Source organism: Williamsia sp. z71 (assembly GCF_059553375.1).
On the sequence record NZ_JCANWX010000005.1, the window covers coordinates 174,358 to 197,958 of the forward strand.

The window sequence follows — 23,601 nt, forward strand, 5'->3', positions numbered from 1 at the left end:
ATGGTCGGACCCGCCGCCGACCGGACATCGGGACCGCCCGGGACTTCAGCCGGGTTGTCCACCTTGTCGAGGACCATCCACAGGCCGGGATCATCCACAGGCGTGGGTCAGCCGCGTGAGCGGTCCACCGCGGTGGTGTACAGCTCGTCCAGCGCGACACCGTTCGGTACCGGTCCGGAACCCGGCGCCATGACGGTGACGTAGACCCGGACACCGTCGTTCTGCGCGACCAGTGCGGTCATCGTCTGGGTCATCTGCCCCGACACCGTGACCCGCCGGAAGGCCAGCGACTCCTGCGAGTCGGCCGGCGACGGCGGCAACACTGTGGTGGTCACCGTGGCGGTCACACCCTGATTGGTGGTGGTGTACGTCGGGCAGGCCTCCAGCCGGGCCTCCAGCTCGGACAACGGAGAATCCGTGAGCACCGTGATGGCGCTGAGGATGCCGGCATTGGCGGCCGCGCCGGTGGCGACCAGTGCCACCGCCTCATCGGACGACGCCGGGAGCGGGGTGGGAGCACAACTGGCGGGCGTGACCAGACCGCCGACCGGGAACCCGGCGGTATCCGCCAGCACCGCAGCCAATTTGTCGCCCGACACCTCGGTCGCGTTGTATCCGGGTGGGAAGTCCGCCGCGCTCACCGATCGGTCCCGCACGTCGATCTCCTCCGACGGGAAGGCGCCCGGGCCGGACGCGGACGACGGCGTCGCGGTCTTCGGAGCAGCGATCGGATCACCGTCCACTGCACTTGTGCAGGCACCCAGGGACAGGGCAGCCGCCATCGCCATCAGCACTACCCAGCGCGGCTTGATCCACTTCGAAGACACCCGACTCACCCGCCCACTGTGCCATCACGACCACGCCATTGGCGTGCGCGACACGACTAGACTCGCCGGGAGCAACCGAATCGCTAGGGAGAACACCGCATATGGGGATCATCGGCAAGATCAAAGGTGAGCTCGTCGACATCATCGAATGGATCGACGATTCACGCTCCACGTTGGCGTGGCGCTTTCCCCGCTACAACAACGAGATCAAAAACGGGGCCGAACTCATCGTTCGGGAAGGTCAGCAGGCGGTTTTCGTCTACCGAGGCAAGCTCGCCGACCGATTCGGGCCGGGTCACTACACATTGACGTCCGAGAACCTGCCGCTGCTGAGCACGTTGCAGGGCTGGAAGCACGGATTCAACAGCCCGTTCCGGTCCGAGGTGTACTTCATCAACACCCGCCCGGTCACCGATCTGCGGTGGGGCACCCCCAACCCGGTCACGGTCCGCGACCCCGATTTCACGATGGTCCAGGTCCGTGCCAACGGTTTGTGTGTCGTTCGGGTGGCCGAACCCGAGATCTTCCTGCGCGAGGTCATCGGCACCGACAGTTCCGTGGGTGTCGACGAGATCACCGAGTTGATCCGCCGGGTCATCACCCTGGCGTTCTCGGACATGATCATGGAGACCAGGCTCGGGGTCATCGACCTCCAGGGCCGTCAGGTCGAGTTGTCGCAGAAGCTCCAGGCCTTCGTCAATGAACGGGTCGACGACGAGTTCGGCTTGTCGATCGACGCGATCACCATGAACATCTCACTGCCCGACGAGATCACCACCGCCATGACACGCGGGGTGGCCCGGGGTGTGGAGGAGAGCGGTTTCCTCAACAACGTCGGCGATCTCGGCCGGTATCAGCAGGGCAAGGCCGCCGACGCGATGGTCGCTGCGGCCCAGAACCCGGGCGGCGGAACGATGGGCGACATGATGTCAGCCGGCATGGGCGTGGCCCTGGGCAGCCAGATGGCCGGCCAGTTCGGTAACCAGGGCGCACCGCCGGCGCAGGCGGCACCGGTACCACCGCCGTTACCGGGGGCTGCGACATTCCACATCGACAACGGCGGTCAACCGGCCGGCCCGTTCACCATCGCCCAACTCCGGGCCGCAGTCGCCTCCGGGCAATTCACCGCGTCGACGCTGGTCTGGAATCAGGGCATGCCGGGCTGGGCGCCGGCCGCAACCGTGCCCGCACTGTCCGGCCTCTTCACCACCCCTCCCCCGCTCCCGACCAATCCCACGGCGTAGGAACATGGCCGACCCACATCTCCCACCACCCCTGCCCGACAACAACTACGGCGCGGATACGGCGCCCCCGCCGTTGCCCCCGATGCCGCCGCCGCCGCCCGAGTCGGGGCCGTCCGATCCGCAGCGCGCGATATTCCAGGTCACCGAACAGACCCGCACGTATCCCTGCGACAGTTGCGGTGCGGCACTGGTTTTCGATCCGGCCACCGGCGCCCTGCTGTGCCGCAGTTGCGGTCGCTCGCATGCGATTGTGCTCGACCCCCGGCGCCGTGTCGTCGAACACGATCTGCAGTCCACGATGACCGCGTTGCGCAGCCTGGTTGCCGAGCAGCCGGCGTCGTCGGCGGCGGTGAGCGAACGGGAGATCATCTGCCAGAGCTGCGGCGGCAGAACCACATTCAGCGGTACCCTCACCGCCACGCGCTGCCCGTACTGCGCCACCCCGATCCAGCGCGACGACATCCACGACGCCCCACTCCGGTTACCGGTCGACGGGATCCTGCCGTTCCAGGTCGACGACAAACAGGGCCGTGAGGTCATCGAGAAGTGGATCAACAGTCGTTGGTTCGCGCCGTCGGAGTTCAAGAAGTACCGGGAAGTCGGTTCGTTCACCAGCATCTACGCCGCATATTTCACCTATGACGCCGATACGACCACGTCCTATACCGGCATGCGCGGTGACACCTACACCGTCACCACCGGCAGCGGCGAGAACCGGCGCACCGAGACCAGGACGCGATGGAGCCACCGATCGGGTGTGCTGCGCAACAACTTCGATGACATCGCGGTGCTGGCGAACACCGGTTTCGACACCGACCGGGTTCACGAACTCGAGCCCTGGCCGACCGGACAGGCCACCCCGTACAGTCCGGAGTTCGTTGCCGGACATCTCTGCCGTACCTACGACCTCGATGCCGACCAGTGTTTCCCGGTCGCACAGTCACGGATCAACGCCGGTATCGACACCGCGATCCGGCGCGACATCGGCGGCGACCATCAGCGCATCAACAACAAGGACACCAGGTACAACGCGCTGACGTTCAAGCATGTGCTGCTGCCGATCTGGCTGCTCACGGTTGTCTATGCCGGCAACCCTTTTCAGGTTTTCATCAACGGTGTCACCGGTGAGGTCCAGGGTCAGCGACCGTGGAGCACGGTCAAGATCGCCTTCGCCGTACTGGCGGCGCTCATCCTCATCGTCGGCGTCGTCGTGGCCTGGCAGGCGCTCAAATGACCACGATGATCGTGCTCGTGGTCCTGGCCGCCTGCGTGGCCGCGGCGGCCGGGGTCTTCGTGATGACCCGACGGATCCGGGCCGGCGCCCTGGCGGCCAACGAGATCATTCCCGGACAGCCGACCAATGCCCCGTCGTCCTGGGCGGGTTCACACGATCCTGAGGCTCGGCTGCACCGACGGATCCGAGATGCGCTGGCGCTGTTGCGGTCCGATCCGAAACTGGAGTACGACGGCGCCCGAATCGACGCCCGGGTCCGAATCGAGCTCGCCGCAACGGAGCTCGACAATCGCCTGATCGCCGCCGCCGCGTCGCCGAGCAGGATTCGCGAATCCATCGTCGCGCAATCGGATTCAGCCGTGACCGAACTGGAGAACGTGGCGGCGGCACTGTCTGCCGGCGGCGAGATCAACCTCGAACAGGTGCAGACCCTGGTGACCCGGATGAGCTCGCCGCCGGCGATCGAGAGCTAGCGGCGGCACTAGCTGCCGCGCTTGATCCATTCCTCCAGGTGTGGGGCCTCTTCCCCGACCGCGGTGGAATCACCGTGTCCGGTATGGACTTTGGTCTGCGCGGGCAGCGTGAGGATCTTCGTCCTGATGGATTCGATGATTGTGCCGAAGTCCGAGAACGAACGACCGGTCGCGCCGGGCCCACCCGAGAACAGGGTGTCCCCGGAGAACAGGACATCGAGTTCGGGCACATAGATCGCACACGAGCCCGGCGAATGGCCGGGGGTGTTGAGGACCACCAGATCGGTTCCGGCCACGCTGATCTTCTGCCCGTCGGACAGATCACCATCGGGCCTGACGTCGGGGTATGTCTGATCCCAGAGCATGGTGTCGCCGGGGTGCAGCAGCATCGGCGCGTCGGTGGCCTTGGACAATTCCGGCGCGGCGGTGATGTGGTCGTTGTGGCCGTGGGTCAGCACGATCGCTTTGACCTTCCGGCCGCCGACCGCGTCGATGATCGGTGCCGCGGTGTGCGCGGCATCGATGATCACCACCTCGGACTCGTCGCCGATGATCCAGATGTTGTTGTCGACATCCCAGGTTCCGCCGTCGAGGCTGAACTGCCCCGAGGTGACGACGTGCTCGACATCGATGCTCACAGGACCACCACCGAACGCAGCACCTCGCCGGCCTCCATCTTGTGGAAGGCCGATTCGATGTCCGTGAGGCCGATCCGCTCGGACACGAACTTCTCCAACGGCAACCGACCCTGCTGGTACAGATCCACCAGCATCGGGAAGTCACGTTCGGGCAGGCAATCGCCGTACCAGGACGACTTCAACGCGCCACCACGGGAGAAGAAGTCGACCAATGGGAGTTCCAGGGTCATCTCCGGCGTCGGCACACCGACCAGGACCACCACACCGGCCAGATCGCGGGCATAGAACGCGGTCTTGTACGTCTCCGGACGACCGACGGCGTCGATCACCACATCGGCGCCATTGCCGTCGGTCAACTCCTGGATCGCCGCGACCACGTCCTCGACCTGCGAACCGTCGATCGTGTGGGTGGCACCGAGATCCTTGGCCCATTCCAGTTTTCGGGCATCACGATCGACCGCGATGATCTTGGTCGCCCCGGCCAGACGGGAACCGGCGATCGCGGCATCACCGACACCACCGCAGCCGATGACCGCGACGCTGTCACCGCGTCCGACATTGCCGGTGTTGATGGCCGCGCCGATACCGGCCATCACTCCGCAGCCGAGCAGTCCGACGACAGCGGGGTCCGCATCGGCCGAAACCTTGGTGCACTGGCCCTCGTGAACCAGCGTCTTGTCGGCGAACGCGCCGATACCCAGCGCCGGGGTCAGTGCGGTGCCGTCGGCCAGCGTCATCGGCTTGCTCGCGTTGTGCGTGTTGAAGCAGTACTGCGGTCGGCCACGCTTGCAGGCCCGGCATTCGCCGCAGACCGCACGCCAGTTCAGGACCACAAAATCGCCGGGCGCCACCAGGGTGACCTCATCACCGGCGGTCTCGACGATGCCGGAGGCCTCGTGGCCGAGCAGGAAGGGGTACTCGTCGTTGATCCCACCCTCGCGGTACGCCAAATCGGTATGGCACACACCGCACGCCAGAATCCGCACCACCACATCGCGTGGCCCCGGATCGGGGATGGTGATGGTCTCGATCGTGGTCGGGGCGCCCTTGCCCGCCGACACCACACCGCGTACCTGCTCTGCCATGACAACCTTTCGCCGCGCTTGTATTTGTCGGTCCGGGTTTGCCCCCACGTCACTTTCGGTTTGGGACCACGGTCCCTCGCCTGTCGTGCGCCTCGAGTCTGTGCCCGCACCGTTTCTCCGGTCCCGATCGGTTATCACCTTATTCGATGCCCAGATCGACATGTATGCATCAGTCGCAACCGTTCGCCGACGGTGAACGGTTGCCGGGAATCGCGACACGCGTGGTTCTGTTGTCCCAATTGAACTGTCTACACAGCGCGAACCGACGGCCTGCCCGGCACAGGGATTGGGACCAAAGGTAAAGATGAGGGACAATAGTTGAATACAACAGCACGACCAGGCAGCAAGGAGGTTCGCCATGGACGACAAGTCCACGCTCTATGAACTCGAGTTCCCGGCACCACAGCTGGCTGGTGACGAGGGCGAGGGTCCGGTACTGATCCACGCACTCGAAGGCTTCGCCGACGCCGGTCACGCCATCAAATTGGCCGCCGATCACCTGCGCCAGAGTCTTGATTCAGAACTGGTGGCCACGTTTTCGACCGACGAGCTGATCGACTACCGCTCGCGGCGGCCGATGATGACGTTCTCCGGTGAGCAGTTCACGTCCGTGGCGATGCATGAGCTGACCCTGCATGCCATCCGCGACAACGGGGGCAAGCCGTTCCTGCTACTGGCCGGCTCCGAACCCGACATGCGCTGGGAGCGTTTTGTCGCGGCGGTGACCGGTTTGGCCGATCAGTTCGGTGTGTCGACGGTGATCGGGCTCAACGCGATCCCGATGGGCATCCCGCACACCCGCCCCTCGACGATCACCGCGCACGGCAACAACAAGGATCTGATCGACTCGCTGCCCCAGTGGGGTTCGGAGCTCAAGATCCCGGCCAGTGCATCGATGCTGCTCGAACTCCGACTCGGTGAGCACGGATTGTCGACCGCCGGATTGTCGGTCCACGTGCCGCACTACCTGGCACAGGCCGAATACCCGGCCGCCTCACACAAGCTGATCGAAAGCCTCGGTGAGGTCACCGGACTCGATCTGCCGATGGCGGCCCTGGCCAACGCCGCAGACAAGGTCCGCCGGCAGGTCGACAAGGAGATCTCGGGCAACCACGAGGTCGAGTCGGTGGTGACGGCACTGGAAACCCAGTACGACACCTTCACCCAGGCCCAGCAGGAGAAGGCCTCACTGCTCGCGGCCGAAGGCGATCTGCCCACCGGTGACGAACTCGGTGCCGAACTCGAACGCTTCCTGGCCGATCACCTCAGCGGCGGCAACGGGACCGATGCCGGCGCCGAGACCGATGGCGATAAGCCCGGGGACGACGCCGGTCAGTGACCACCCCACTTGCCTTTCCGGACCACAAAGAACCCGACCTCGACGAGCTGTATGCCGACTTCACCGCGTGGTGGTCCGCGCGGGGCATCGAGCTGTACCCACACCAAGACGAAGCACTGATCGAACTCGCCGGTGGGTCGAACGTCATCCTGTCGACGCCCACCGGCTCCGGCAAGTCCCTCGTCGCCAGTGGCGCGTTGTATTTTGCTGCCGCGCAGGGCAAACGGGCCTTCTACACCGCCCCGATCAAGGCCTTGGTCAGCGAGAAGTTCTTCGACCTGTGTGCCCAGTTCGGCGCCGAGAACGTCGGCATGCTCACCGGGGATGCCTCGGTCAACCCGACCGCGCCGATCATCTGTGCCACCGCCGAAGTGGTCGCGAACATCGCGCTGCGTGAAGGTCCGGACTCCCCGATCGGCGTCGTGGTCATGGACGAGTTCCATTACTACGCAGAGCCCGATCGCGGATGGGCCTGGCAGGTACCGCTGATCGAGTTGACCGGCAGCCAGTTCGTGCTGATGTCGGCCACCCTGGGCGACGTCAGCTTTTTCGTCGACGACCTGACCCGTCGTACCGGCCGGGAGACCGCCGCGATCACGGGCACCACTCGCCCGGTCCCCCTGGAGTACTCGTATTCGACGCGACCGGTACACGAGACGATCGAGCATCTGATCGCCAAGGACCGGGCGCCGGTGTACGTCGTCCACTTCACCCAGCTCTCGGCGATGGAACGCGCCCAGGCATTGCTCAGTGCCAACATCTGCAGCCGCGCCGAACGTGACGCGATTGCCGAGGAGATCGGTGATTTCCGGTTCAGCACCGGCTTCGGCAAGACATTGTCGAAGACCGTTCGGGCCGGCATCGGCATCCACCATGCCGGCATGTTGCCGCGCTACCGACGTCTCGTCGAACGTCTTGCCCAACAAGGACTGTTGCGCGTCGTGTGTGGAACCGACACCCTCGGGGTCGGGATCAACGTCCCCATCAGGACGGTGCTGTTCACCGGCCTGACCAAGTTCGACGGCATCCGGCAACGACACCTGCGGGCCCGCGAGTTCCATCAGATCGCCGGCCGCGCCGGTCGGGCCGGCTTCGACACCCGCGGATTCGTGGTGGCGCAGGCGCCGGACCACGACGTCGAGAACGCCCGGTTGGTGGCCAAGGCCGGTGACGATCCGAAGAAGCTCAAGAAGATCCAGCGCAAGAAGGCCCCGGAAGGCTTTGTCTCATGGGGTGAGGCGACTTTCGAGAAGCTGATCGTTGCGCCGCCGGAGCCGTTGCGGTCACGGTTCCATGTCACCACGTCGATGCTGCTGGAAGTCATTGCCCGGCCGGGTAATTGCTTCACCTCGATGCGCCACCTCCTCGAAGACAACCATGAGACCAGGGCCCGGCAGCGCGGCCACATCCTGCGCGCGCTCAAGCTCTACCGGTCGCTGGTCAACAGCGGTGTGGTGCAGCGACTCGAAGAGCCCGACGCGTACGGCCGCATGGCGGTTCTGGCCGTCGACCTGCCGAACAACTTCGCGCTCAACAACCCGCTGTCCCCCTTTGCCCTTGCCGCCTTCGAATTGCTCGATCCCGATTCGCCGACCTACGCGCTGGACCTGATCTCGATCGTCGAATCGACCCTCGACGATCCGCGCCCGGTGCTCATGGGCCAGCAGAAGGCCGCCCGCGACACGGCCATCGCACAGATGAAGGCAGATGGCATCGAGTACGAGGAGCGCATGGAGTTGCTCTCCGAGGTGACCTGGCCACGTCCGATGCGCGAGTTCATCTTCGAGGCCTTCGACATGTACCGTCGCGGGCACCCCTGGGTCATCGACACCCCGCCACGCCCCAAATCGGTACTGCGCCAGATGATCGAAGAGGGGATGGACTGGGGCGATCTGATCTCCCGGTACTCACTGGCCCGCAGCGAAGGTGTGGTCCTGCGGTATCTCACCGACTGCTATCGGACACTGCGGCAGAGCATTCCGAACGCCGCGCGCACGGACGAGATCGACGACGTGGTCGAGTGGATCGGCGACTTGGTCCGCCGAGTCGACTCGAGCCTGCTCGACGAGTGGGAACAGCTCACGCACCCCGACGCCGACAGCACCGGACCCGCCGATCTGGCACCACCGTCGGCCGGCCGGCCGGTCAACCTTCGTGCCACCCGGGTGCATCTGCGCAACACCATGTTCCGCTTTGTGAATCTGTTGTCACGCCGCGACTGGTCGGGGCTGCAGACGAGTTACCCCGATCTCGACTGGGCCGATGAGATGGCCGACTTCGTCGACGAATACGGACCGGTGCAGGCCGGGCCGGAAGCCCGCGGACCGGCTCTGTTCAGCCTGACCGAGGACAACGGCGAGTGGCTCGCCCGACAGGTCCTCGACGACCCGGATGGCGACCACGGCTGGTCACTGCTGGCCCGGTTCTCGATGCCCGACACCGCAGAGGACGAACCCGAACTCCTGGACCTGGAGATCATCCCCGGCTGACGAACACGGTCCTGCCCGCCGGCGGAATACGTATCGTTCCCGACCTCTCGCTCGCCGATCTCGACCCGGCCGACAGTGCGATGCTGATCCTGCCCGGCGCCTCGGCGTACCTCGACGGCGGATTGACCGAGTTCATCGAGACCGCCCGACGATTCCTCGACGCGGGCGTGCCCGTCGCCGGCATCTGCGGAGCGACGGTGGCAATGGCACAGGCCGGCCTTCTCGACGACCGGCAACACACCAGCAACGCCGCCGAAGCACTGGCCCCCACCGGATATGCCGGCGCCGATCATTACGTCGACGCACCGGCGGTGACCGACCGCAGTGGCCCCGGACATCTGATCACCGCTGCCGCAATGCATCCGGTGCCCTTCGCCCGGGAGATCTTCGCCGAACTCGACCTCTACACCCCCCAGACCCTTGCGGCGTGGGTCAAGTTGTTCAGCGGCGACCCGGCCGGCTACCACGACCTGATGGCCGCAACCGCGTGAGCGACCCGCAGTCACTGCTCAGCGACTCCGCCCTCACCGCATTCCGGCTCAACGGTCAGTTCCTGGCGGTTGCCGAAGCCCTCGCCGCGCCGGTCGGACTCACGGCCACCCGATGGCAGGTGCTGGGAGCCGTTCTCCCCGAACCGCTGTCGGTCTCCGACATCGCCCGCGTCATGGGCATCACCCGGCAAAGCGTCCAGCGGACCGCCGATCTACTCGCCGAGGCCGGCCTGGTGGCCTATCGCAACAATCCGGCACACCGCAGAGCCAAGCTCGTCGAGGTGACGCCGGAAGGCCGCGAGGCCGTGCGCGGTATCGACCCGCAGCACGCCGAATTGGCCGGGCGTCTCACAGAAATCCTGGGCACCACGCGCTGGACCGAGATCGTGGCCGGACTCCACGAATTGTCGGCCGCCCTCGAATCCCTGGATACCCAGCCGGATTGACGAGGACTCAGACCGGCCGAGCGGCGCCTGTGCCCGATCCGACGATGGCAGCTGTGATGACTTGCGCCAGTTGGCGATACTCGACCTCACGTCCACTGGTGGCCCGCATGACCAGACCTATCCGCCGCCCGGGTCGCGGCCGGGTGAAGCTGGCGATGGCCAGAGCCCCACGCGCAGTTTCGGTCTGAACCGCGGTCTGCGGGATGAGTGTCACGCCCAGACCGCCCTCGACGCATTGCACCGCGGTGGCCAAAGACGCCGCGCGCGTGGGTCCGACGTCGGGACGGACACCCGCGAGCCGGCACACCTCCAACGCCTGATCGCGCAAACAGTGACCTTCGTCGAGCAATAGCAACGGCAGGTCGGCCAGGGCGGCCGGATCCACCCGACTGCGTCCGGCCAGCGGATGACCGGGAGGCAGCGCCAGAACGAAGTCCTCGTCGTACATCGGTACCTCGATCATGCCACCGGCGTCGGCGGGCAGCGCCAGGATCGCGGCGTCGATCGAATTGCGGCGCAAAGCATCCAGAAGCCGGCTCGTCTGATCCTCAACCACCCGCAAAGCCAGTTCCGGGAGCTCACTGGCCAGATTGCGCAGGATGCCCGGCAACACATACGGTGCCACCGTCGGAATCAGGCCGAGCCGCAACGTACCTGACAACGGTCGTGCGACACCCCCGGCGGCGGCGGTGAACATATCCACCGCTTCGATTGCGGCCGCGGCCCGGGCCAGTAATGCGTCGCCTTCACTAGTCAAGAAGACACGCCGGGTAGAGCGTTCGACCAACCTCAATCCCAAGCCCGATTCCAGTGCCGCCAGGGCCTGCGAGAGTGAAGGTTGACTCACTCCTAAACTCTCTGCGGCAGAACCAAAGTGACGTTTATCAGCGATAGCTGCAAAGGCCTTCAGTCCGGCGATCGTCGGCTGATAAGTTTGATCGGTCATGCCTATCACTATAGTGCTACTCATCACGTATCATTCTCAGTGGATTCAGGGCAGTATTAGTCACGCTGCTTTAACAGACCCCTAAGGAGAGCATTCATGCCATTGCTGACAATTGGTGATCAATTCCCCGCTTACAACCTGACGGCCGTCATCGGCGGTGACCTCTCGAAGGTCGACGCCAAGCAGCCCGACGACTACTTCACCACCGTCACCAGCGACGACTACGCAGGCAAGTGGCGGATTGTCTTCTTCTGGCCCAAGGACTTCACGTTCGTGTGCCCCACCGAGATTGCCGCCTTCGGCAAGCTGAACGACGAGTTCGCTGACCGCGACGCCCAGGTTCTGGGTGCCTCCGTCGACAACGAGTTCGTGCACTTCCAGTGGCGCGCACAGCACGAAGACCTCAAGACCCTTCCGTTCCCGATGCTTTCGGACCTCAAGCGTGAACTCGCCCAGGCCACCGGCGTTCTCAACGCCGACGGTGTTGCCGACCGCGCAACGTTCATCATCGACCCGAACAACGAGATCCAGTTCGTCTCGGTCACCGCGGGTTCGGTCGGCCGCAATGTCGACGAGGTCCTGCGCGTGCTGGACGCACTGCAGTCCGACGAGCTGTGCGCATGCAACTGGAAGAAGGGCGATCCCACCATCGACGCCGGCGAACTGCTGACCGCCAGCGTCTGATCGCTTGCGCGACGAAGTAATCGAACCGATCGCCTGCTCGTAGAAGGAAATAGACAGATGAGCATCGACAATCTCAAAGAATCACTGCCGGAGTACGCGAAGGACCTCAAGCTCAACCTGGGTTCCATCGCACGCACCACCGTCCTCAAGGACGAGCAGCTGTGGGGCACTTTGCTGTCCACCGCGGCAGCGAGCAAGAACGCGACCGTCCTCAAGGAGATCGCTGACGAAGCTGCCGACAACCTGTCGGCAGAGGCGTACAACGCTGCCCTCGGTGCCGCATCGATCATGGGCATGAACAATGTGTTCTACCGTGGCCGCGGATTCCTGGACGGCAAGTACGACGACCTACGTCCCGGACTGCGGATGAACATCATCGGCAATCCCGGGGTCGAGAAGGCCAACTTCGAGTTGTGGTCGTTTGCCGTCTCGTCGATGAACGGTTGCGGCCACTGCGTCGCCGCCCACGAGAACACCTTGCGCGAAGACGGCATCGAGCGGGAGGCGATTCTCGAATCGCTGAAGGTCGCGTCGATCATCGCAGGCGTTGCTGCAGCACTCAGTACTGCCGAGGTACTTGTCGGATAGCGAAAACCTCGCTGCCGCAGGCACTGGAGTACAAAAAAGGAGCAGGGACCCGGCGACCGGGTCCCTGCTCCTTTTTGTTCTATGGAATCACCTCAGCGCGTCGGCGATCCGCTGCGCCATCTCACCGACCTGGGCACTGGTCATCACAAACGCCGGCGAGATCTGCAGGGCGCCTTGCCCGGCCGCCCGTCCGCTCACGCCGTGCCTGCGCAGCGCGCCGATGACCGCCGGGGCGGTCGACGGATCGGCCAGTTGCACAGCGGCAACCGCGCCGAGTCCACTGCGGACCTCGCTGACCGCGGGCAGATCCGCCAACGGTGCCAGCAGGACGTCAAGGTCTGATTCGAGCCGTGCAGCCTCTTCGATCAGTCCCTCGGATTCGATGATGTCGAGGTTGGCCATCGCTGCCGCCGCGGCGCCCGCGTGCCCACCGTAGGTGTATCCGTGGCGCCACCACACACCACCGGAATAGAACGGCTCAGCGATCTTCGGGGCGACGAACAACGCCCCCATCGGAACATAACCCGACGTCAAACCCTTTGCGGTGGTGATCATGTCGGGCTCGAGACCGAACCGGCTCGAGGCGAACCACGATCCGCCGATCCGGCCGAACCCGGTGACGACCTCATCCACGACGAACAGGACGTCGTGGTCGCGGCAGATCTGCCGAACCTCTGCCAGGTAGCCGTCGGGCGGCAGATAGATGCCACCGGCACCGATGATCGGCTCGACGAAAAAGGCGGCGATGTTGTCGGCGCCGATCCGCTCGATCAGGCCGAGCAGGCTCTTGGCATCGTCCCATTCGACGGTTGCCGCGTCGGGCATGAGCTCGCCGTAGTTCTCGCGGTTGAGCGGCAGACCCGACAGCGCGGTGCCTGCGACGTGCATGCCGTGATAGGCCTTCGTCCGGCCGACGACGATCTTCTTCTCCGGCCGACCCATCTCGTGCCAGTACCGTCGCGCGAGTTTGACCGCCGAATCGACCGAGTCGCTACCACCTGATGTGAAGAACACCTTGCTGCCCGGGATCGGGGCGAGCGCCGAAAGACGATCGGCCAGTGCAGCGGTCACATCGGAGGTGATGTCGCCGAAGCCGGAGTAGTGGGCCAACGTGCCGAGCTGACGGGCAACGGCGTCCGCGATCGCAGTCCGCCCGTGTCCGACGTTGGTGAACCACAGGCCGGCCGTGGAATCGATGTATTTGTTTCCGGCGGCGTCCCAGATATAGGCGCCCTCGCCCTTGGCAACAACAAACGGTCCCGAGGCGCTCACCGCGCCCATGTCGGCGAATCCGTGCCAGAGACCGGCAGAAGAAGAAGCAGTCATGGCCTACATCATGCCTGCCCAGGTGGCGAGAGGATGCAGGCGACTCCGGCGACTACCATTGAGGCGATATGTCGACCGCGCCCGAACAGCCCAGCAGTCCCGCCGCGTCCGGGCAGCCCACCACCCCCGGGCAGCGCCGACGCCGCAAACGCCCATCGGCGGGCACATCTGCCGCCAGAAGCGGACCCCGCGCGTCTGCCGGACCCGGTCCGGAAGAGCTGGAGCGCCGTCGCGCGCTGGTGCCCAAGCTGAACTACCCCCCGGAGTTGCCCGTGTCGGCCGCCCGGGCGGACATCGCCGCCGCGATCGAAGCACATCAGGTTGTTGTCGTGGCCGGCGAGACCGGTTCGGGCAAGACCACCCAGCTGCCGAAGATCTGCCTGGAACTCGGCCGCGGAATCGCCGGGAAGATCGGCCATACCCAGCCACGACGGCTCGCGGCCCGTTCGGTCGCCGAACGTATCGCCGAGGAAACCGGCACCGAACTCGGCGGAGTGATCGGCTACTCGGTCCGTTTCACCGACAAGGCGTCCCGCGACACCCTGGTGAAGGTGATGACCGACGGCATCCTGTTGCGGGAACTCTCCCAGGATCGCCTGCTGCGCGACTACGACACACTGATCATCGACGAGGCCCACGAACGCAGCCTCAACATCGACTTCATCCTGGGATACCTCAAGCAACTGCTCCCCGGGCGGCCCGACCTCAAGGTGATCATCACCTCGGCCACCATCGAGCCCGGTCGCTTCGCCGATCACTTTGCCACCGAGGACCACCCGGTCCCGGTCATCGAGGTCTCAGGGCGCACCTATCCCGTGGAGATCCGGTACCGGCCACTTGTGGTCGAGGACGAGGACGAGGCCGACCTCGACCAGTTACAGGCGATCGGCGCGGCGGTGGACGAACTGTTCGCCGAGGGCCCCGGCGACATCCTCGTGTTCTTGCCGACCGAACGCGAGATCACCGATACCGCCGCCTCCCTCAAGCATCTCGAGGCGCGGGGCGTCGAGGTGATCCCGCTGTTCGCGCGGCTGTCCGCCGCCGATCAGCACCGCGTGTTCGCCTCCCACAAGGGCAGGCGAATCGTGCTGTCCACCAACGTCGCCGAGACATCGCTGACCGTGCCGGGTATCCACTATGTGATCGATGCGGGGACCGCTCGCATATCGCGCTATTCGACCCGCACCAAGGTTCAGCGACTGCCCATCGAGCCGATCTCGCAGGCCAGTGCCCGCCAGCGCGCCGGACGTTGTGGTCGTGTGGCCGCGGGCGTCTGCATTCGCCTGTACAGCGAAGACGACTTTCTCAGCAGACCCGAATACACCGAGCCCGAGATCTTGCGCACCAACCTGGCCGCGGTGATCCTGAACATGACCTCGCTCGGTCTCGGCGACGTGGGCAAGTTCCCGTTTGTCCAGCCGCCCGACCCCAAGGCGATCCGCGACGGTCAACAGCTCCTCGACGAACTCGGTGCACTCCTCCCGGCGACACCTGACAACCCGGTACGGCGACTGACCCCGATCGGTCGGTCACTGGCGAGGATCCCGGTGGACCCACGGTTGGCCCGCATGCTGGTCGAGGCCGACAAACAGGGTGTTCTCGGACCGATGCTAGTGCTGACCGCAGCGCTGTCGCTGCCCGATGTCCGGGAACGGCCCGCCGAACACCGGCAGGCCGCAGACGAGTCACACCGCAGATTCGCCGCTGACGGATCCGAGTTCCTCACACTGCTCAACCTGTGGACCTATCTCGAGGACACCCGAAAAGAACTGTCATCGAGCCAGTTCCGCAAACGTATGCGCCGTGAATACCTCCACGCACTGCGCATCCGTGAGTGGCGCGATCTGCATTCACAGCTCGTCCGGATCGCCCGCGACCTGGGCTGGACCGTCCCCGGCGACTTCGAGACGCCCGAACCCGATTCGGCCACGGCAGTGGCCGTCCATCAGTCGGTCTTGTCCGGGCTGCTCAGTCAGATCGGTGTCCGTGAGGGCGAAACCAAGGAGTTCCTCGGCGCGCGCGGCACCAAGTTCATGATCTTCCCCGGCTCACACCTGTCGAACAAGCCACCCCGGTTCGTGATGGCAGCCGAGATCGTGGAGACCTCTCGGCTGTGGGCCCGGACCGTCGCCCGCATCGAACCCGAATGGGCGGAGCGTCTGGCCGGGGATCTGGTGAAACGCCAGTACAGCGAACCACATTGGTCGAGTAAACACTCTGCGGCGATGGCCTATGAAAGGGTCACGCTCTACGGTGTACCCCTGGTCACCAGGCGCCGGGTGAACTTCGGATCCATCGATCCCGAGGCCGCCCGCGAGTTGTTCATCCGCAGTGCCCTCGTCGAAGGTGACTGGCGCACACAGCATCCGTTCTTCCACCGCAACCGGGCGCTACTCGACGATGCCGAAGAGTCGGTGCACCGGGTCCGGCGCACCGATCTGGTGGTCGACGACGACACGCTGTTCGCCCACTATGACCGCCATGTGGGCGACGAGGTGGTCTCGGGCAGGCACTTCGACACGTGGTGGAAGACCGCGCGCAAGAAGAACCCGAATCTCCTCGATCTCGATCCGGCCGACGTCGTTGCCGGCGATCCGGCCGGTTTCCCGGACGTCTGGCGGCAGGCCGATGCCACCTACGATCTCCGGTATCGCTTCGAGCCCGGCACCGCGGACGACGGCGTCAGCGTGTTGATCCCGCTGCCCCTGCTGATGCGGGCCCGGCCTTCCGGTTTCGACTGGCTGGTCCCCGGCATGCGCACCGAACTCGTCACCGAACTGATCCGCACGCTCCCGAAAACCCTTCGGCGTCAGATCGGTCCGGCTCCGGACCTGGCCTCGCAGATCCTCGACGCGGTGACACCACGTGCGAAACCGCTGACCTCCAGTGTCGCCGCCGAACTCACCCGGATCACCGGGGTGAAGATCGCAGCCGCCGACCTGCGGCCGACCGCACTCCCCGACCACCTGCGGATGACCTTCGTGGCTCTCGGCCCCGACGGTCAGGAGCTCGGCCATTCCAAGTCACTGGCGGAACTGCAGGAGCGCCTCGGCGGCAAGGCCCGCGCGGCACTCGAGAAAGAGGCCGCGACAGCGCCGGCGCCGGTGGCAACGACCTGGACCGACAAGACGTTCGGGACCATCCCTCGTTCGGTGCGCAATACCGTTGCCGGACAGGAGATCACGAGTTATCCGGCACTGGTGCCACGGAAAGGCGGTTTCACCGTCGCACCCATGTCGACCGAGTCCGAGCAGCGCAGCGCGATGTACAACGCCCTGATCGGGCTACTGATCAATGATGTGCCCGGGCTGCGCCCGAATGCGACGTCGGCGCTCGGCACCGCGCAGCGGTTGGCGCTGAGCCAGAGCCCGTACCCGACCGGGGAGGCGCTGCTCGCCGACTGCGTGCGCGCTGCGGTGATCGACCTGGTCCCCCCGCAGCCGCAGGTCTGGAACGCTGCCGACTACGCCGCACTGAAAAGCCATGTCACGGGGCAGGTCACGAGCCGCGCCACGACCAAACTGCGTCAGGCCGCGGCTATCCTGAGCCGGGTGGCCCCGTTGCGCACCGCCATCGCGGCCACCACGGTCTCCGACGCAGCCGACGACGTGCGGGATCAACTCGCGGAGCTTGTTTTCGATGGGTTCATCTCGGCCACCGGTGCCGAACATCTCGCCGAGATCCCGCGCTACCTCGATGCTGCGCTGGCCCGGCTGGAACAGCTACCCGCCTCGGCTGCACGGGATTCCGCGTCGATGGCAGCCATCGACCGCGTGGTGGCCGCGTGGACCGACCACCTGCGGACGATTCCACCGGAACGTCGCGATGCGGTCAGCGAGGCGGCGGGCTGGATAGTGGAGGAATTACGAGTCGGACTGTTCGCTCAACAGCTCCGAACCGCATACCCGATTTCAGAAAAGCGTGCCATCAAGGCGATCCGCGACCTGCGTTAGGCCGCGGGGTGTCGTCAGGACTTGCTCGACCTGAGGTCGTCGATTTCTTTCTGGAAATCGTCCACCGAGTCGAATGACCGGTAGACCGAGGCGAATCGAAGGTAGGCGACCTCGTCGAGTTCCCGGAGCGGGCCGAGGATGGCCAGACCTACCTCGTTGGCGGGGACTTCCGCCGAACCCGATGCCCGCACGGCTTCTTCCACCTGCTGCGCGAGATGCTGCAACTTGTCGTCATCCACCGAACGGCCCTGGCAGGCGCGGCGGACGCCGCGCATGACCTTCTCGCGGCTGAAGGGTTCGGTGACGCCGGTCCGCTTGACCACCGAGAGCACCGCGGTCTCGACCGTGGTGAAGCGGCGTGCACACTGCGAACAGGCACGGCGACGACGGATGGCCTGCCCCTCGTCCGCCACTCGCGAATCGACTACGCGGGTGTCCTCGTTCTTGCAAAACGGGCAATGCATGCACGATCCCTCGACAGTCGACGGCCTGGGCGGATTGACCAGACACTCTGCCTTCGAGGATACCGTCCGTGATCGCGGCCCCTCCACCGTCTACCTCGCGTAGACCGGGGTGACCAATGCCTGACCCACCGACAGTGCCGAGTTGTTCATTGCATTGAGCTCCATGATCTTCGCGACCACGGTCTCGGTCGGCATCTCGGGGGCGATACGTGATGCGATGGCGCCCAACGACTCCCCCGACTGGACGCGGACGACCTCGGTGCCCAGCCGGGCCGGATCGCTCGACTGCTGTATGACTCCGCCGAAGAACGTCATGAAGGCGACCACCAGCATCAGCCCCACGCCGGTGACCGCCGCGCCCGCCCAGGCGCGCCTACGGACGAAAACCATCTCACGTTCGGTCGGTATCCGCTGCTCGGAGTTACGCGATGCGGCACAGGAGACGGCCACGCGGCGCTGCGCGGACAGTCGGCGACCGGCGGGGCGGGTCGTGTCCGAGGGCCGTACCGGGCGCGTGGTGCGCGTGGCGGTATCGCTCTCGGGGTGGTGAACAGGCCGAGCTGTGGCCGGCCGGGTGATGGTGGTGGCTGCAGTCATGGGTTCAGTCCTCGGTCATCGGTTCAATCCCTATTCGATCACTCGTTCGATTGAAAGAGTGTTCGATTTGTATCACGGGCCTCCGACAAAGCGCCACGCCTTCTCGAACAAATGTTTGAGACTTGTGACCATTTGCACTATCTTTGTCCCATGGACCCCGCCCGACACCGCATGAACTGGAGGACCTGATGGCCGATACAACCCAGCCCCCGACACCGGCGGACGGGGCCGCGACCACTGTGGTCGCCACCGAACCACTCGCCGAGGGCTCACTGACCCCTCGCCAGAAAGCAGTTCTCGAGGTCATCCGTACCTCGGTCCGCCAACGCGGCTACCCGCCGAGCATCCGGGAGATCGGCGACGCGGTGGGCCTGACCTCGACGTCTTCGGTCGCCCACCAGCTCCGCACCCTCGAACGCAAGGGTTTCCTGCAGCGCGAGAACAACCGGCCCCGCGCGGTGAACATCCAGGACACCGACCTCAACCCGGCCACCGCGGCCGGTCAGGTCCAGACACCGGACGAATCCATGCCCACGCCGACGTTCGTCCCGGTGCTCGGCCGGATCGCCGCCGGCGGGCCGATCCTGGCCGAAGAAGCCGTCGAAGACGTCTTCCCTCTCCCCAAGGAGCTGGTCGGCGAGGGTTCGCTGTTCCTGCTCAAGGTCGTCGGCGAATCGATGATCGACGCCGCCATCTGCGACGGCGACTGGGTGGTCGTACGCCAGCAGAATGTGGCCGACAACGGCGACATCGTCGCCGCGATGATCGACGGTGACGCCACGATCAAGACGTTCAAACGGACCAAGGACGCGGTGTGGCTGATGCCCCACAACCCGGTGTTCGATCCGATCCCGGGCAACGACGCCGTCATCCTGGGCAAGGTCGTCACCGTGATGCGCCGACTCTGACCTGCCGGTCGTAGGCAGATCATCCCCAGACAGTACAAAAGGCGGGGTGTACCGGAACCTTCCGGTACACCCCGCCTTTCGCGTTCGAGGCGGTGAGCGATCAGATCCTGGGGTCAGACCCCGAGGCTGCGGCCGATCACTTCCTTCATGATCTCGGTCGTTCCGCCGTAGATGGTCTGCACGCGAGAATCGAGGAACGCCTTGGCGACCGAGTATTCACGCATGTAGCCGTACCCACCGTGCAGCTGCAGGCACCGGTCGACCAGGTGCACCTGGTTCTCGGTCGCGTAGTACTTGGCCATCGCGGCGTCGGGGACGGTCAGTTTCTTCTCGTTGAGCAGACCGATGCAGTGATCGACGAAGACGCGGGTCGTCGTGGTCGAGGTGGACAGCTCGGCCAGCAGGAACCGGGTGTTCTGAAAGTTGCCGATCGAACGCCCGAAAGCCTTGCGGTCCTTGGCGTACTGGATGGTGGTCTCCAGCACCTGCTCCATCGCGGCAGCAGCGACCACCGCAATCGACAGCCGTTCGCGCGGCAGGTTCTGCATAAGGTAGATGAAGCCGAGACCCTCTTCACCGAGCAGGTTCTCGGCGGGCACTCGGACGTTGTCGAAGCTCAGCTCGGCGGTGTCCTGTGCCTTCATGCCGACCTTGTCGAGGTTGCGGCCGCGTTCGAAGCCTTCCATACCGCGTTCGACGACCAGCAGGCTGAAGCCTTTCGCGCCGGCCTCCGGGTCGGTACGTGCGACCACGATCACCAGGTCGGCGTTTATGCCGTTGGTGATGAAGGTCTTCGATCCGTTGAGCACCCAGTGGTCGCCGTCTTTCTTGGCGGTGGTCTTGATGCCCTGCAGGTCTGAACCGGTTCCGGGCTCGGTCATCGCGATGGCGGTGATGAGTTCACCGGAGGTGAACCCGGGAAGCCAGCGCGCCTTCTGCTCGTCGGTCGTCAGCTCCAGCAGGTACGGCGCGATGACGTCGTTGTGCAGGGTGAATCCCAGACCGCTGTATCCACCGCGGGCGGATTCCTCGGAGACGATGGCCTGATAGCGGAAGTCGTCGACTCCGCCGCCGCCGAACTCCTCGGGTGCATCCACGGCGAGGAAGCCGTTCTTACCTGCTTCGATCCACACATCGCGATCGACGATGTTCTGCTCTTCCCACCGGGCGTGGTGCGGCGCCACGTGCTGCTCGAGGAAGCTGCGGTACGAATCGCGGTAGAGGAGGTGTTCAGGCTCGAAAAGCGTACGTTCCATCAAGGTCTCCATAACGAGGTGTCAAAACGTGCAGGTTCCAACAACTGTAACTGGATTCTACATTTACCCCAAGAGGCTCGACGGTCCCGATTTCAGGAACAGCCTGATTCAGAACAGATCGGAGGCCGCGAACTCGGCCAGTGCACTGGCCAGCGCCGAGGGAACACTCGCGACGATCTCGGTGCCATCGGGCCCGTGTTCTTCCCTTGAGACATCGCCTTCGGCGTGGATCCGCGAGACCAGGTCACCCCGGGAATAGGGCACGCGGACGGTGACATGGACGTCGTGCCGCGACACCAGCTCGCGCACTCGCTCGAGGAGCTGCGGGATGCCTTCTCCGGTGGCCGCCGAGATGAAGACCGCATCAGGGAACAGACCCCGCAGCTGAGTCAGGACCGTCGGGTCGGCCACGTCGATCTTGTTCACCACGAGAAGCTCCGGCGGTGCGGTCGCCTTCTCGTCCTGGATCACCTGATCGATGACCTTGCGCACCGCACTGATCTGGTCGGTGGGTATCGGGTCCGAACCATCGACGATGTGCAGCAGCAGATCTGCGTCCGTGACCTCCTCCAGCGTCGAGCGAAACGCCTCGACGAGCTGGGTGGGCAGGTGTCGGACGAAGCCGACGGTGTCGGTCACCACGATCTCGCGTCCGTCGTCGAGGGACATCCGCCGGGTTGTCGGGTCGAGGGTGGCGAACAGGGCGTTCTGCACCAGCACACCTGACCCGGTCATCGCGTTGATCAGACTGGACTTGCCCGCGTTTGTGTAGCCGACGATCGTCACCGATGCGACAGCCGACTCTTTCCGCTTGGTGCGCTTGGTGTTTCGCGATGTCTTCATCTCGCGGATCTCGCGGCGCAACTTCGCCATCCGCTCGCGGATGCGCCGGCGATCGGTCTCGATCTTCGTCTCACCGGGTCCACGAAGACCCACGCCGCCGTTGCTGCCCGCACGGCCACCGGCCTGGCGGGACATCGATTCACCCCAGCCACGCAGACGCGGGAGCATGTACTCCATCTGGGCCAGCGCGACCTGGGCCTTGCCCTCCCGCGACGTGGCGTGCTGGGCGAAGATGTCGAGGATCAGGGCGGTGCGGTCGATGACCTTGACCTTGACCACCTTCTCCAGCGCGGTGAGCTGGGCGGGCGTCAGTTCACCGTCGCAGATGACGGTGTCGGCGCCGGTGGCCAGGACGACGTCACGGAGTTCATGTGCCTTGCCCGACCCGATGTAGGTCGCCGGATCCGGCTTGTCCCGGCGCTGAATGAGGCCTTCGAGCACCTCGGAGCCGGCGGTCTCGGCCAGTGCCTTGAGTTCGGCCAGACTCGCCTCCGCCTGCGTGGTGGTACTTCCCTGCAGCCACACACCCACCAGAACAACGCGTTCGAGGCGAAGTTGCCGGTACTCGACCTCGGTGACGTCGGTGAGTTCGGTGGAAAGACCCGCCACCCGCCGCAGCGACGCGCGATCGTCGAGTTGCAGGTCGCCGAGCGTGGGTCCTTTGTGGAAGTTCGGTAGCCGGACCTCCGGGGCGCGAGGCCCTCGCGCATTCGAGTCCGGACCCGCTGAGTCGGTGTCAGCCGAATCGTCGGTATCCGGCTCCGCCGGGTTCAGGTCTTCGTTGAAGTCGTCGTCGTTCGAGCTGGATTCGTGTTCAGTCATGAGGTCACCATGGTTACATTCGGACAGGCGCACTGCATAACGGATTTAGCGCCACCCTGCGTTGAGCATTCCGGCGCCGACCAAAACCGATGGCCCACGGAGCTCGTTGTCGTTCTCGCCGACGGTGACGGTCACCGCTCCACCGGGAACGTTCACGACCACCGCACCGGTGCTGCGCCCGACCGACCGCAGCGCGGCATTGGCCGCCGCGACGGTGCCGGTACCGCAGCTGCGGGTCTCCCCCACGCCGCGTTCGTGCACCCGCATCGACACCTCACCGACCAGCGCACCGTCGGCCGGTCCACTCAGTGGCGTCATCAGTTCGATGTTGACGCCTTCGGGAAAGTCGTTGTGGTCAAACGAGATCGGCGCGGTGAGATCGATCGCCTCGAGACGCTCGAGGGTCAAGCCCTCGACGACACAGGCCAGATGGGGATTGCCGACGTTGACCGACAAGCCCGAGTACGTCTGATCGCCGATGGTGGCCTTGCTTTCGCCGCCGGTCCGGGCCCGGCCCATCAGCACACTCACATCGGCCGTGGATTCGGTCAGATGGTGGACGGTCACCTCGCGGCCACCGGCGCGTGAGCCGACAGTGAAGGTCCGCCCGGTGACCAGGTCATGTGCGGCGAGGTAGTGGGCGAACACCCGCACCCCGTTGCCACACATTTCCGCGACCGACCCGTCCCCGTTCCGGTAATCCATGAACCAGTCGTTCTCGGCGACACCGGAGGGAAGCGCCGCGAGCACCCCGGCACCGAGAAGGGCCCCTGCGGTGGCCACCCGGAGTACGCCGTCAGCACCGATACCGCGGTGCCGATCGCAGAGCGTGGAGACGAAATCCGGTGTCAGGTCGAGTTGCACGCCGGCATCGGGCAACAGCACGAAGTCGTTCTCCGTACCGTGCCCCTTCACAAAATCAACACGCCCGAACATCTGGTCAAGACT

The 23,601-nt window shown here is 65.2% G+C and carries 21 protein-coding genes; 11 read left to right on the forward strand and 10 right to left on the reverse strand.

Features of this window, described 5'->3' with window-relative positions; genetic code table 11:
• Nucleotides 1–107 precede the first annotated feature (107 nt).
• Nucleotides 108–836: a DUF5642 family protein gene (locus tag AC51GR_RS13850; protein WP_496325215.1), complete on the reverse strand. Its 729-nt coding sequence runs from the start codon at nucleotides 834–836 to the stop codon at nucleotides 108–110.
• A 92-nt stretch (nucleotides 837–928) separates the two neighbouring features.
• On the opposite strand from AC51GR_RS13850, the gene AC51GR_RS13855 reads away from it, so the two are divergent.
• From AC51GR_RS13855 to AC51GR_RS13865, 3 genes are read left to right on the forward strand one after another with little or no spacing between them, the layout of a single operon-like run.
• Nucleotides 929–2,071: an SPFH domain-containing protein gene (locus AC51GR_RS13855; RefSeq protein ID WP_496325216.1), complete on the forward strand. Its 1,143-nt coding sequence runs from the start codon at nucleotides 929–931 to the stop codon at nucleotides 2,069–2,071.
• 4 nt (nucleotides 2,072–2,075) lie between these two features.
• A complete protein-coding gene (locus AC51GR_RS13860) occupies nucleotides 2,076–3,305 on the forward strand; it encodes a TFIIB-type zinc ribbon-containing protein (RefSeq protein WP_496325217.1) in 1,230 nt (409 codons plus the stop codon).
• A complete protein-coding gene (locus tag AC51GR_RS13865) occupies nucleotides 3,302–3,778 on the forward strand; it encodes a hypothetical protein (RefSeq protein ID WP_496325218.1) in 477 nt (158 codons plus the stop codon). The genes AC51GR_RS13860 and AC51GR_RS13865 overlap by 4 nt, the downstream gene beginning before the upstream one ends.
• 8 nt (nucleotides 3,779–3,786) lie before the next feature.
• Here AC51GR_RS13865 and AC51GR_RS13870 read toward each other — a convergent pair whose 3' ends face one another.
• Together AC51GR_RS13870 and AC51GR_RS13875 are read right to left on the reverse strand one after the other, a co-directional pair.
• Entirely contained in the window at nucleotides 3,787–4,416 is a 630-nt protein-coding gene (locus AC51GR_RS13870) for an MBL fold metallo-hydrolase (protein WP_496325219.1), read from the reverse strand.
• Complete coding sequence (locus AC51GR_RS13875) at nucleotides 4,413–5,501, reverse strand: S-(hydroxymethyl)mycothiol dehydrogenase (RefSeq protein ID WP_496325220.1); 1,089 nt, start codon at nucleotides 5,499–5,501, stop codon at nucleotides 4,413–4,415. The genes AC51GR_RS13870 and AC51GR_RS13875 overlap by 4 nt, the downstream gene beginning before the upstream one ends.
• A 358-nt stretch (nucleotides 5,502–5,859) precedes the next feature.
• Here AC51GR_RS13875 and AC51GR_RS13880 point away from each other — a divergent pair, with 358 nt between their 5' ends.
• From AC51GR_RS13880 to AC51GR_RS13895, 4 genes are read left to right on the forward strand one after another with little or no spacing between them, the layout of a single operon-like run.
• Nucleotides 5,860–6,840: a proteasome assembly chaperone family protein gene (locus tag AC51GR_RS13880; protein WP_496325221.1), complete on the forward strand. Its 981-nt coding sequence runs from the start codon at nucleotides 5,860–5,862 to the stop codon at nucleotides 6,838–6,840.
• Nucleotides 6,837–9,329 (forward strand): DEAD/DEAH box helicase, encoded by a 2,493-nt coding sequence (locus AC51GR_RS13885; protein WP_496325222.1) that lies wholly within the window; start codon nucleotides 6,837–6,839, stop codon nucleotides 9,327–9,329. Before AC51GR_RS13880 ends, AC51GR_RS13885 begins: the two co-directional genes overlap by 4 nt.
• 26 nt (nucleotides 9,330–9,355) lie before the next feature.
• Complete coding sequence (locus tag AC51GR_RS13890) at nucleotides 9,356–9,820, forward strand: DJ-1/PfpI family protein (protein ID WP_496325461.1); 465 nt, start codon at nucleotides 9,356–9,358, stop codon at nucleotides 9,818–9,820.
• On the forward strand, nucleotides 9,817–10,266 hold the full coding sequence (locus AC51GR_RS13895; protein WP_496325223.1) for a MarR family winged helix-turn-helix transcriptional regulator: 450 nt from the start codon (nucleotides 9,817–9,819) through the stop codon (nucleotides 10,264–10,266). Before AC51GR_RS13890 ends, AC51GR_RS13895 begins: the two co-directional genes overlap by 4 nt.
• Before the next feature lie 7 nt (nucleotides 10,267–10,273).
• Here AC51GR_RS13895 and AC51GR_RS13900 read toward each other — a convergent pair whose 3' ends face one another.
• Nucleotides 10,274–11,212, reverse strand: coding sequence for a hydrogen peroxide-inducible genes activator (locus AC51GR_RS13900; protein WP_496325224.1), 939 nt, complete (start codon nucleotides 11,210–11,212; stop codon nucleotides 10,274–10,276).
• Nucleotides 11,213–11,308: 96 nt separating this feature from the next.
• Between AC51GR_RS13900 and AC51GR_RS13905 the strand changes: the two genes are divergently transcribed.
• Nucleotides 11,309–11,896, forward strand: a complete 588-nt coding sequence (locus tag AC51GR_RS13905; protein ID WP_496325225.1) for a peroxiredoxin — start codon at nucleotides 11,309–11,311, stop codon at nucleotides 11,894–11,896.
• A gap of 57 nt (nucleotides 11,897–11,953) precedes the next feature.
• On the forward strand, nucleotides 11,954–12,484 hold the full coding sequence (locus AC51GR_RS13910; RefSeq protein WP_496325226.1) for an alkyl hydroperoxide reductase: 531 nt from the start codon (nucleotides 11,954–11,956) through the stop codon (nucleotides 12,482–12,484).
• 87 nt (nucleotides 12,485–12,571) lie between these two features.
• Here AC51GR_RS13910 and AC51GR_RS13915 read toward each other — a convergent pair whose 3' ends face one another.
• Nucleotides 12,572–13,810 carry an aminotransferase family protein gene (locus AC51GR_RS13915; protein ID WP_496325227.1) on the reverse strand — a complete coding sequence of 413 codons (1,239 nt, stop codon included), beginning with the start codon at nucleotides 13,808–13,810 and terminating at the stop codon, nucleotides 12,572–12,574.
• A 68-nt stretch (nucleotides 13,811–13,878) separates the two neighbouring features.
• Between AC51GR_RS13915 and hrpA the strand changes: the two genes are divergently transcribed.
• Nucleotides 13,879–17,763: an ATP-dependent RNA helicase HrpA gene (gene hrpA / locus AC51GR_RS13920; protein WP_496325228.1), complete on the forward strand. Its 3,885-nt coding sequence runs from the start codon at nucleotides 13,879–13,881 to the stop codon at nucleotides 17,761–17,763.
• A 14-nt stretch (nucleotides 17,764–17,777) separates the two neighbouring features.
• On the opposite strand, the gene nrdR is transcribed toward hrpA, so the two are convergent.
• A complete protein-coding gene (gene nrdR / locus AC51GR_RS13925; protein ID WP_496325229.1) occupies nucleotides 17,778–18,227 on the reverse strand; it encodes a transcriptional regulator NrdR in 450 nt (149 codons plus the stop codon).
• A gap of 90 nt (nucleotides 18,228–18,317) precedes the next feature.
• The gene (locus AC51GR_RS13930; protein ID WP_496325230.1) at nucleotides 18,318–18,824 is read right to left on the reverse strand and encodes a LysM peptidoglycan-binding domain-containing protein; all 507 of its coding nucleotides are present in this window, start codon (nucleotides 18,822–18,824) and stop codon (nucleotides 18,318–18,320) included.
• 188 nt (nucleotides 18,825–19,012) lie between these two features.
• Between AC51GR_RS13930 and lexA the strand changes: the two genes are divergently transcribed.
• Entirely contained in the window at nucleotides 19,013–19,732 is a 720-nt protein-coding gene (gene lexA / locus AC51GR_RS13935; protein WP_496325231.1) for a transcriptional repressor LexA, read from the forward strand.
• A gap of 113 nt (nucleotides 19,733–19,845) precedes the next feature.
• Here the strand turns inward: lexA and AC51GR_RS13940 are convergent, their stop codons facing one another.
• The 3 genes from AC51GR_RS13940 to dapF form a co-directional block, all read right to left on the reverse strand.
• A complete protein-coding gene (locus tag AC51GR_RS13940) occupies nucleotides 19,846–20,988 on the reverse strand; it encodes an acyl-CoA dehydrogenase family protein (protein ID WP_496325232.1) in 1,143 nt (380 codons plus the stop codon).
• Nucleotides 20,989–21,096: 108 nt separating this feature from the next.
• A complete protein-coding gene (hflX, locus tag AC51GR_RS13945; RefSeq protein WP_496325233.1) occupies nucleotides 21,097–22,653 on the reverse strand; it encodes a GTPase HflX in 1,557 nt (518 codons plus the stop codon).
• A gap of 45 nt (nucleotides 22,654–22,698) precedes the next feature.
• Nucleotides 22,699–23,589, reverse strand: a complete 891-nt coding sequence (dapF, locus tag AC51GR_RS13950; RefSeq protein WP_496325234.1) for a diaminopimelate epimerase — start codon at nucleotides 23,587–23,589, stop codon at nucleotides 22,699–22,701.
• Nucleotides 23,590–23,601 lie beyond the last annotated feature (12 nt).

Coding starts and splice junctions, on each gene's coding strand:
- AC51GR_RS13880 (WP_496325221.1), top strand. CDS start 5,860: ATGGACGACAAGTCCACGCTCTATGAACTCGAGTTCCCGGCACCACAG.
- AC51GR_RS13940 (WP_496325232.1), bottom strand. CDS start 20,988: ATGGAACGTACGCTTTTCGAGCCTGAACACCTCCTCTACCGCGATTCG.
- AC51GR_RS13900 (WP_496325224.1), bottom strand. CDS start 11,212: ATGACCGATCAAACTTATCAGCCGACGATCGCCGGACTGAAGGCCTTT.
- AC51GR_RS13915 (WP_496325227.1), bottom strand. CDS start 13,810: ATGACTGCTTCTTCTTCTGCCGGTCTCTGGCACGGATTCGCCGACATG.
- lexA (WP_496325231.1), top strand. CDS start 19,013: ATGGCCGATACAACCCAGCCCCCGACACCGGCGGACGGGGCCGCGACC.
- AC51GR_RS13905 (WP_496325225.1), top strand. CDS start 11,309: ATGCCATTGCTGACAATTGGTGATCAATTCCCCGCTTACAACCTGACG.
- nrdR (WP_496325229.1), bottom strand. CDS start 18,227: ATGCATTGCCCGTTTTGCAAGAACGAGGACACCCGCGTAGTCGATTCG.
- AC51GR_RS13855 (WP_496325216.1), top strand. CDS start 929: ATGGGGATCATCGGCAAGATCAAAGGTGAGCTCGTCGACATCATCGAA.
- hrpA (WP_496325228.1), top strand. CDS start 13,879: ATGTCGACCGCGCCCGAACAGCCCAGCAGTCCCGCCGCGTCCGGGCAG.
- AC51GR_RS13860 (WP_496325217.1), top strand. CDS start 2,076: ATGGCCGACCCACATCTCCCACCACCCCTGCCCGACAACAACTACGGC.
- AC51GR_RS13910 (WP_496325226.1), top strand. CDS start 11,954: ATGAGCATCGACAATCTCAAAGAATCACTGCCGGAGTACGCGAAGGAC.
- AC51GR_RS13865 (WP_496325218.1), top strand. CDS start 3,302: ATGACCACGATGATCGTGCTCGTGGTCCTGGCCGCCTGCGTGGCCGCG.
- hflX (WP_496325233.1), bottom strand. CDS start 22,653: ATGACTGAACACGAATCCAGCTCGAACGACGACGACTTCAACGAAGAC.
- dapF (WP_496325234.1), bottom strand. CDS start 23,589: ATGTTCGGGCGTGTTGATTTTGTGAAGGGGCACGGTACGGAGAACGAC.
- AC51GR_RS13875 (WP_496325220.1), bottom strand. CDS start 5,501: ATGGCAGAGCAGGTACGCGGTGTGGTGTCGGCGGGCAAGGGCGCCCCG.
- AC51GR_RS13930 (WP_496325230.1), bottom strand. CDS start 18,824: ATGACTGCAGCCACCACCATCACCCGGCCGGCCACAGCTCGGCCTGTT.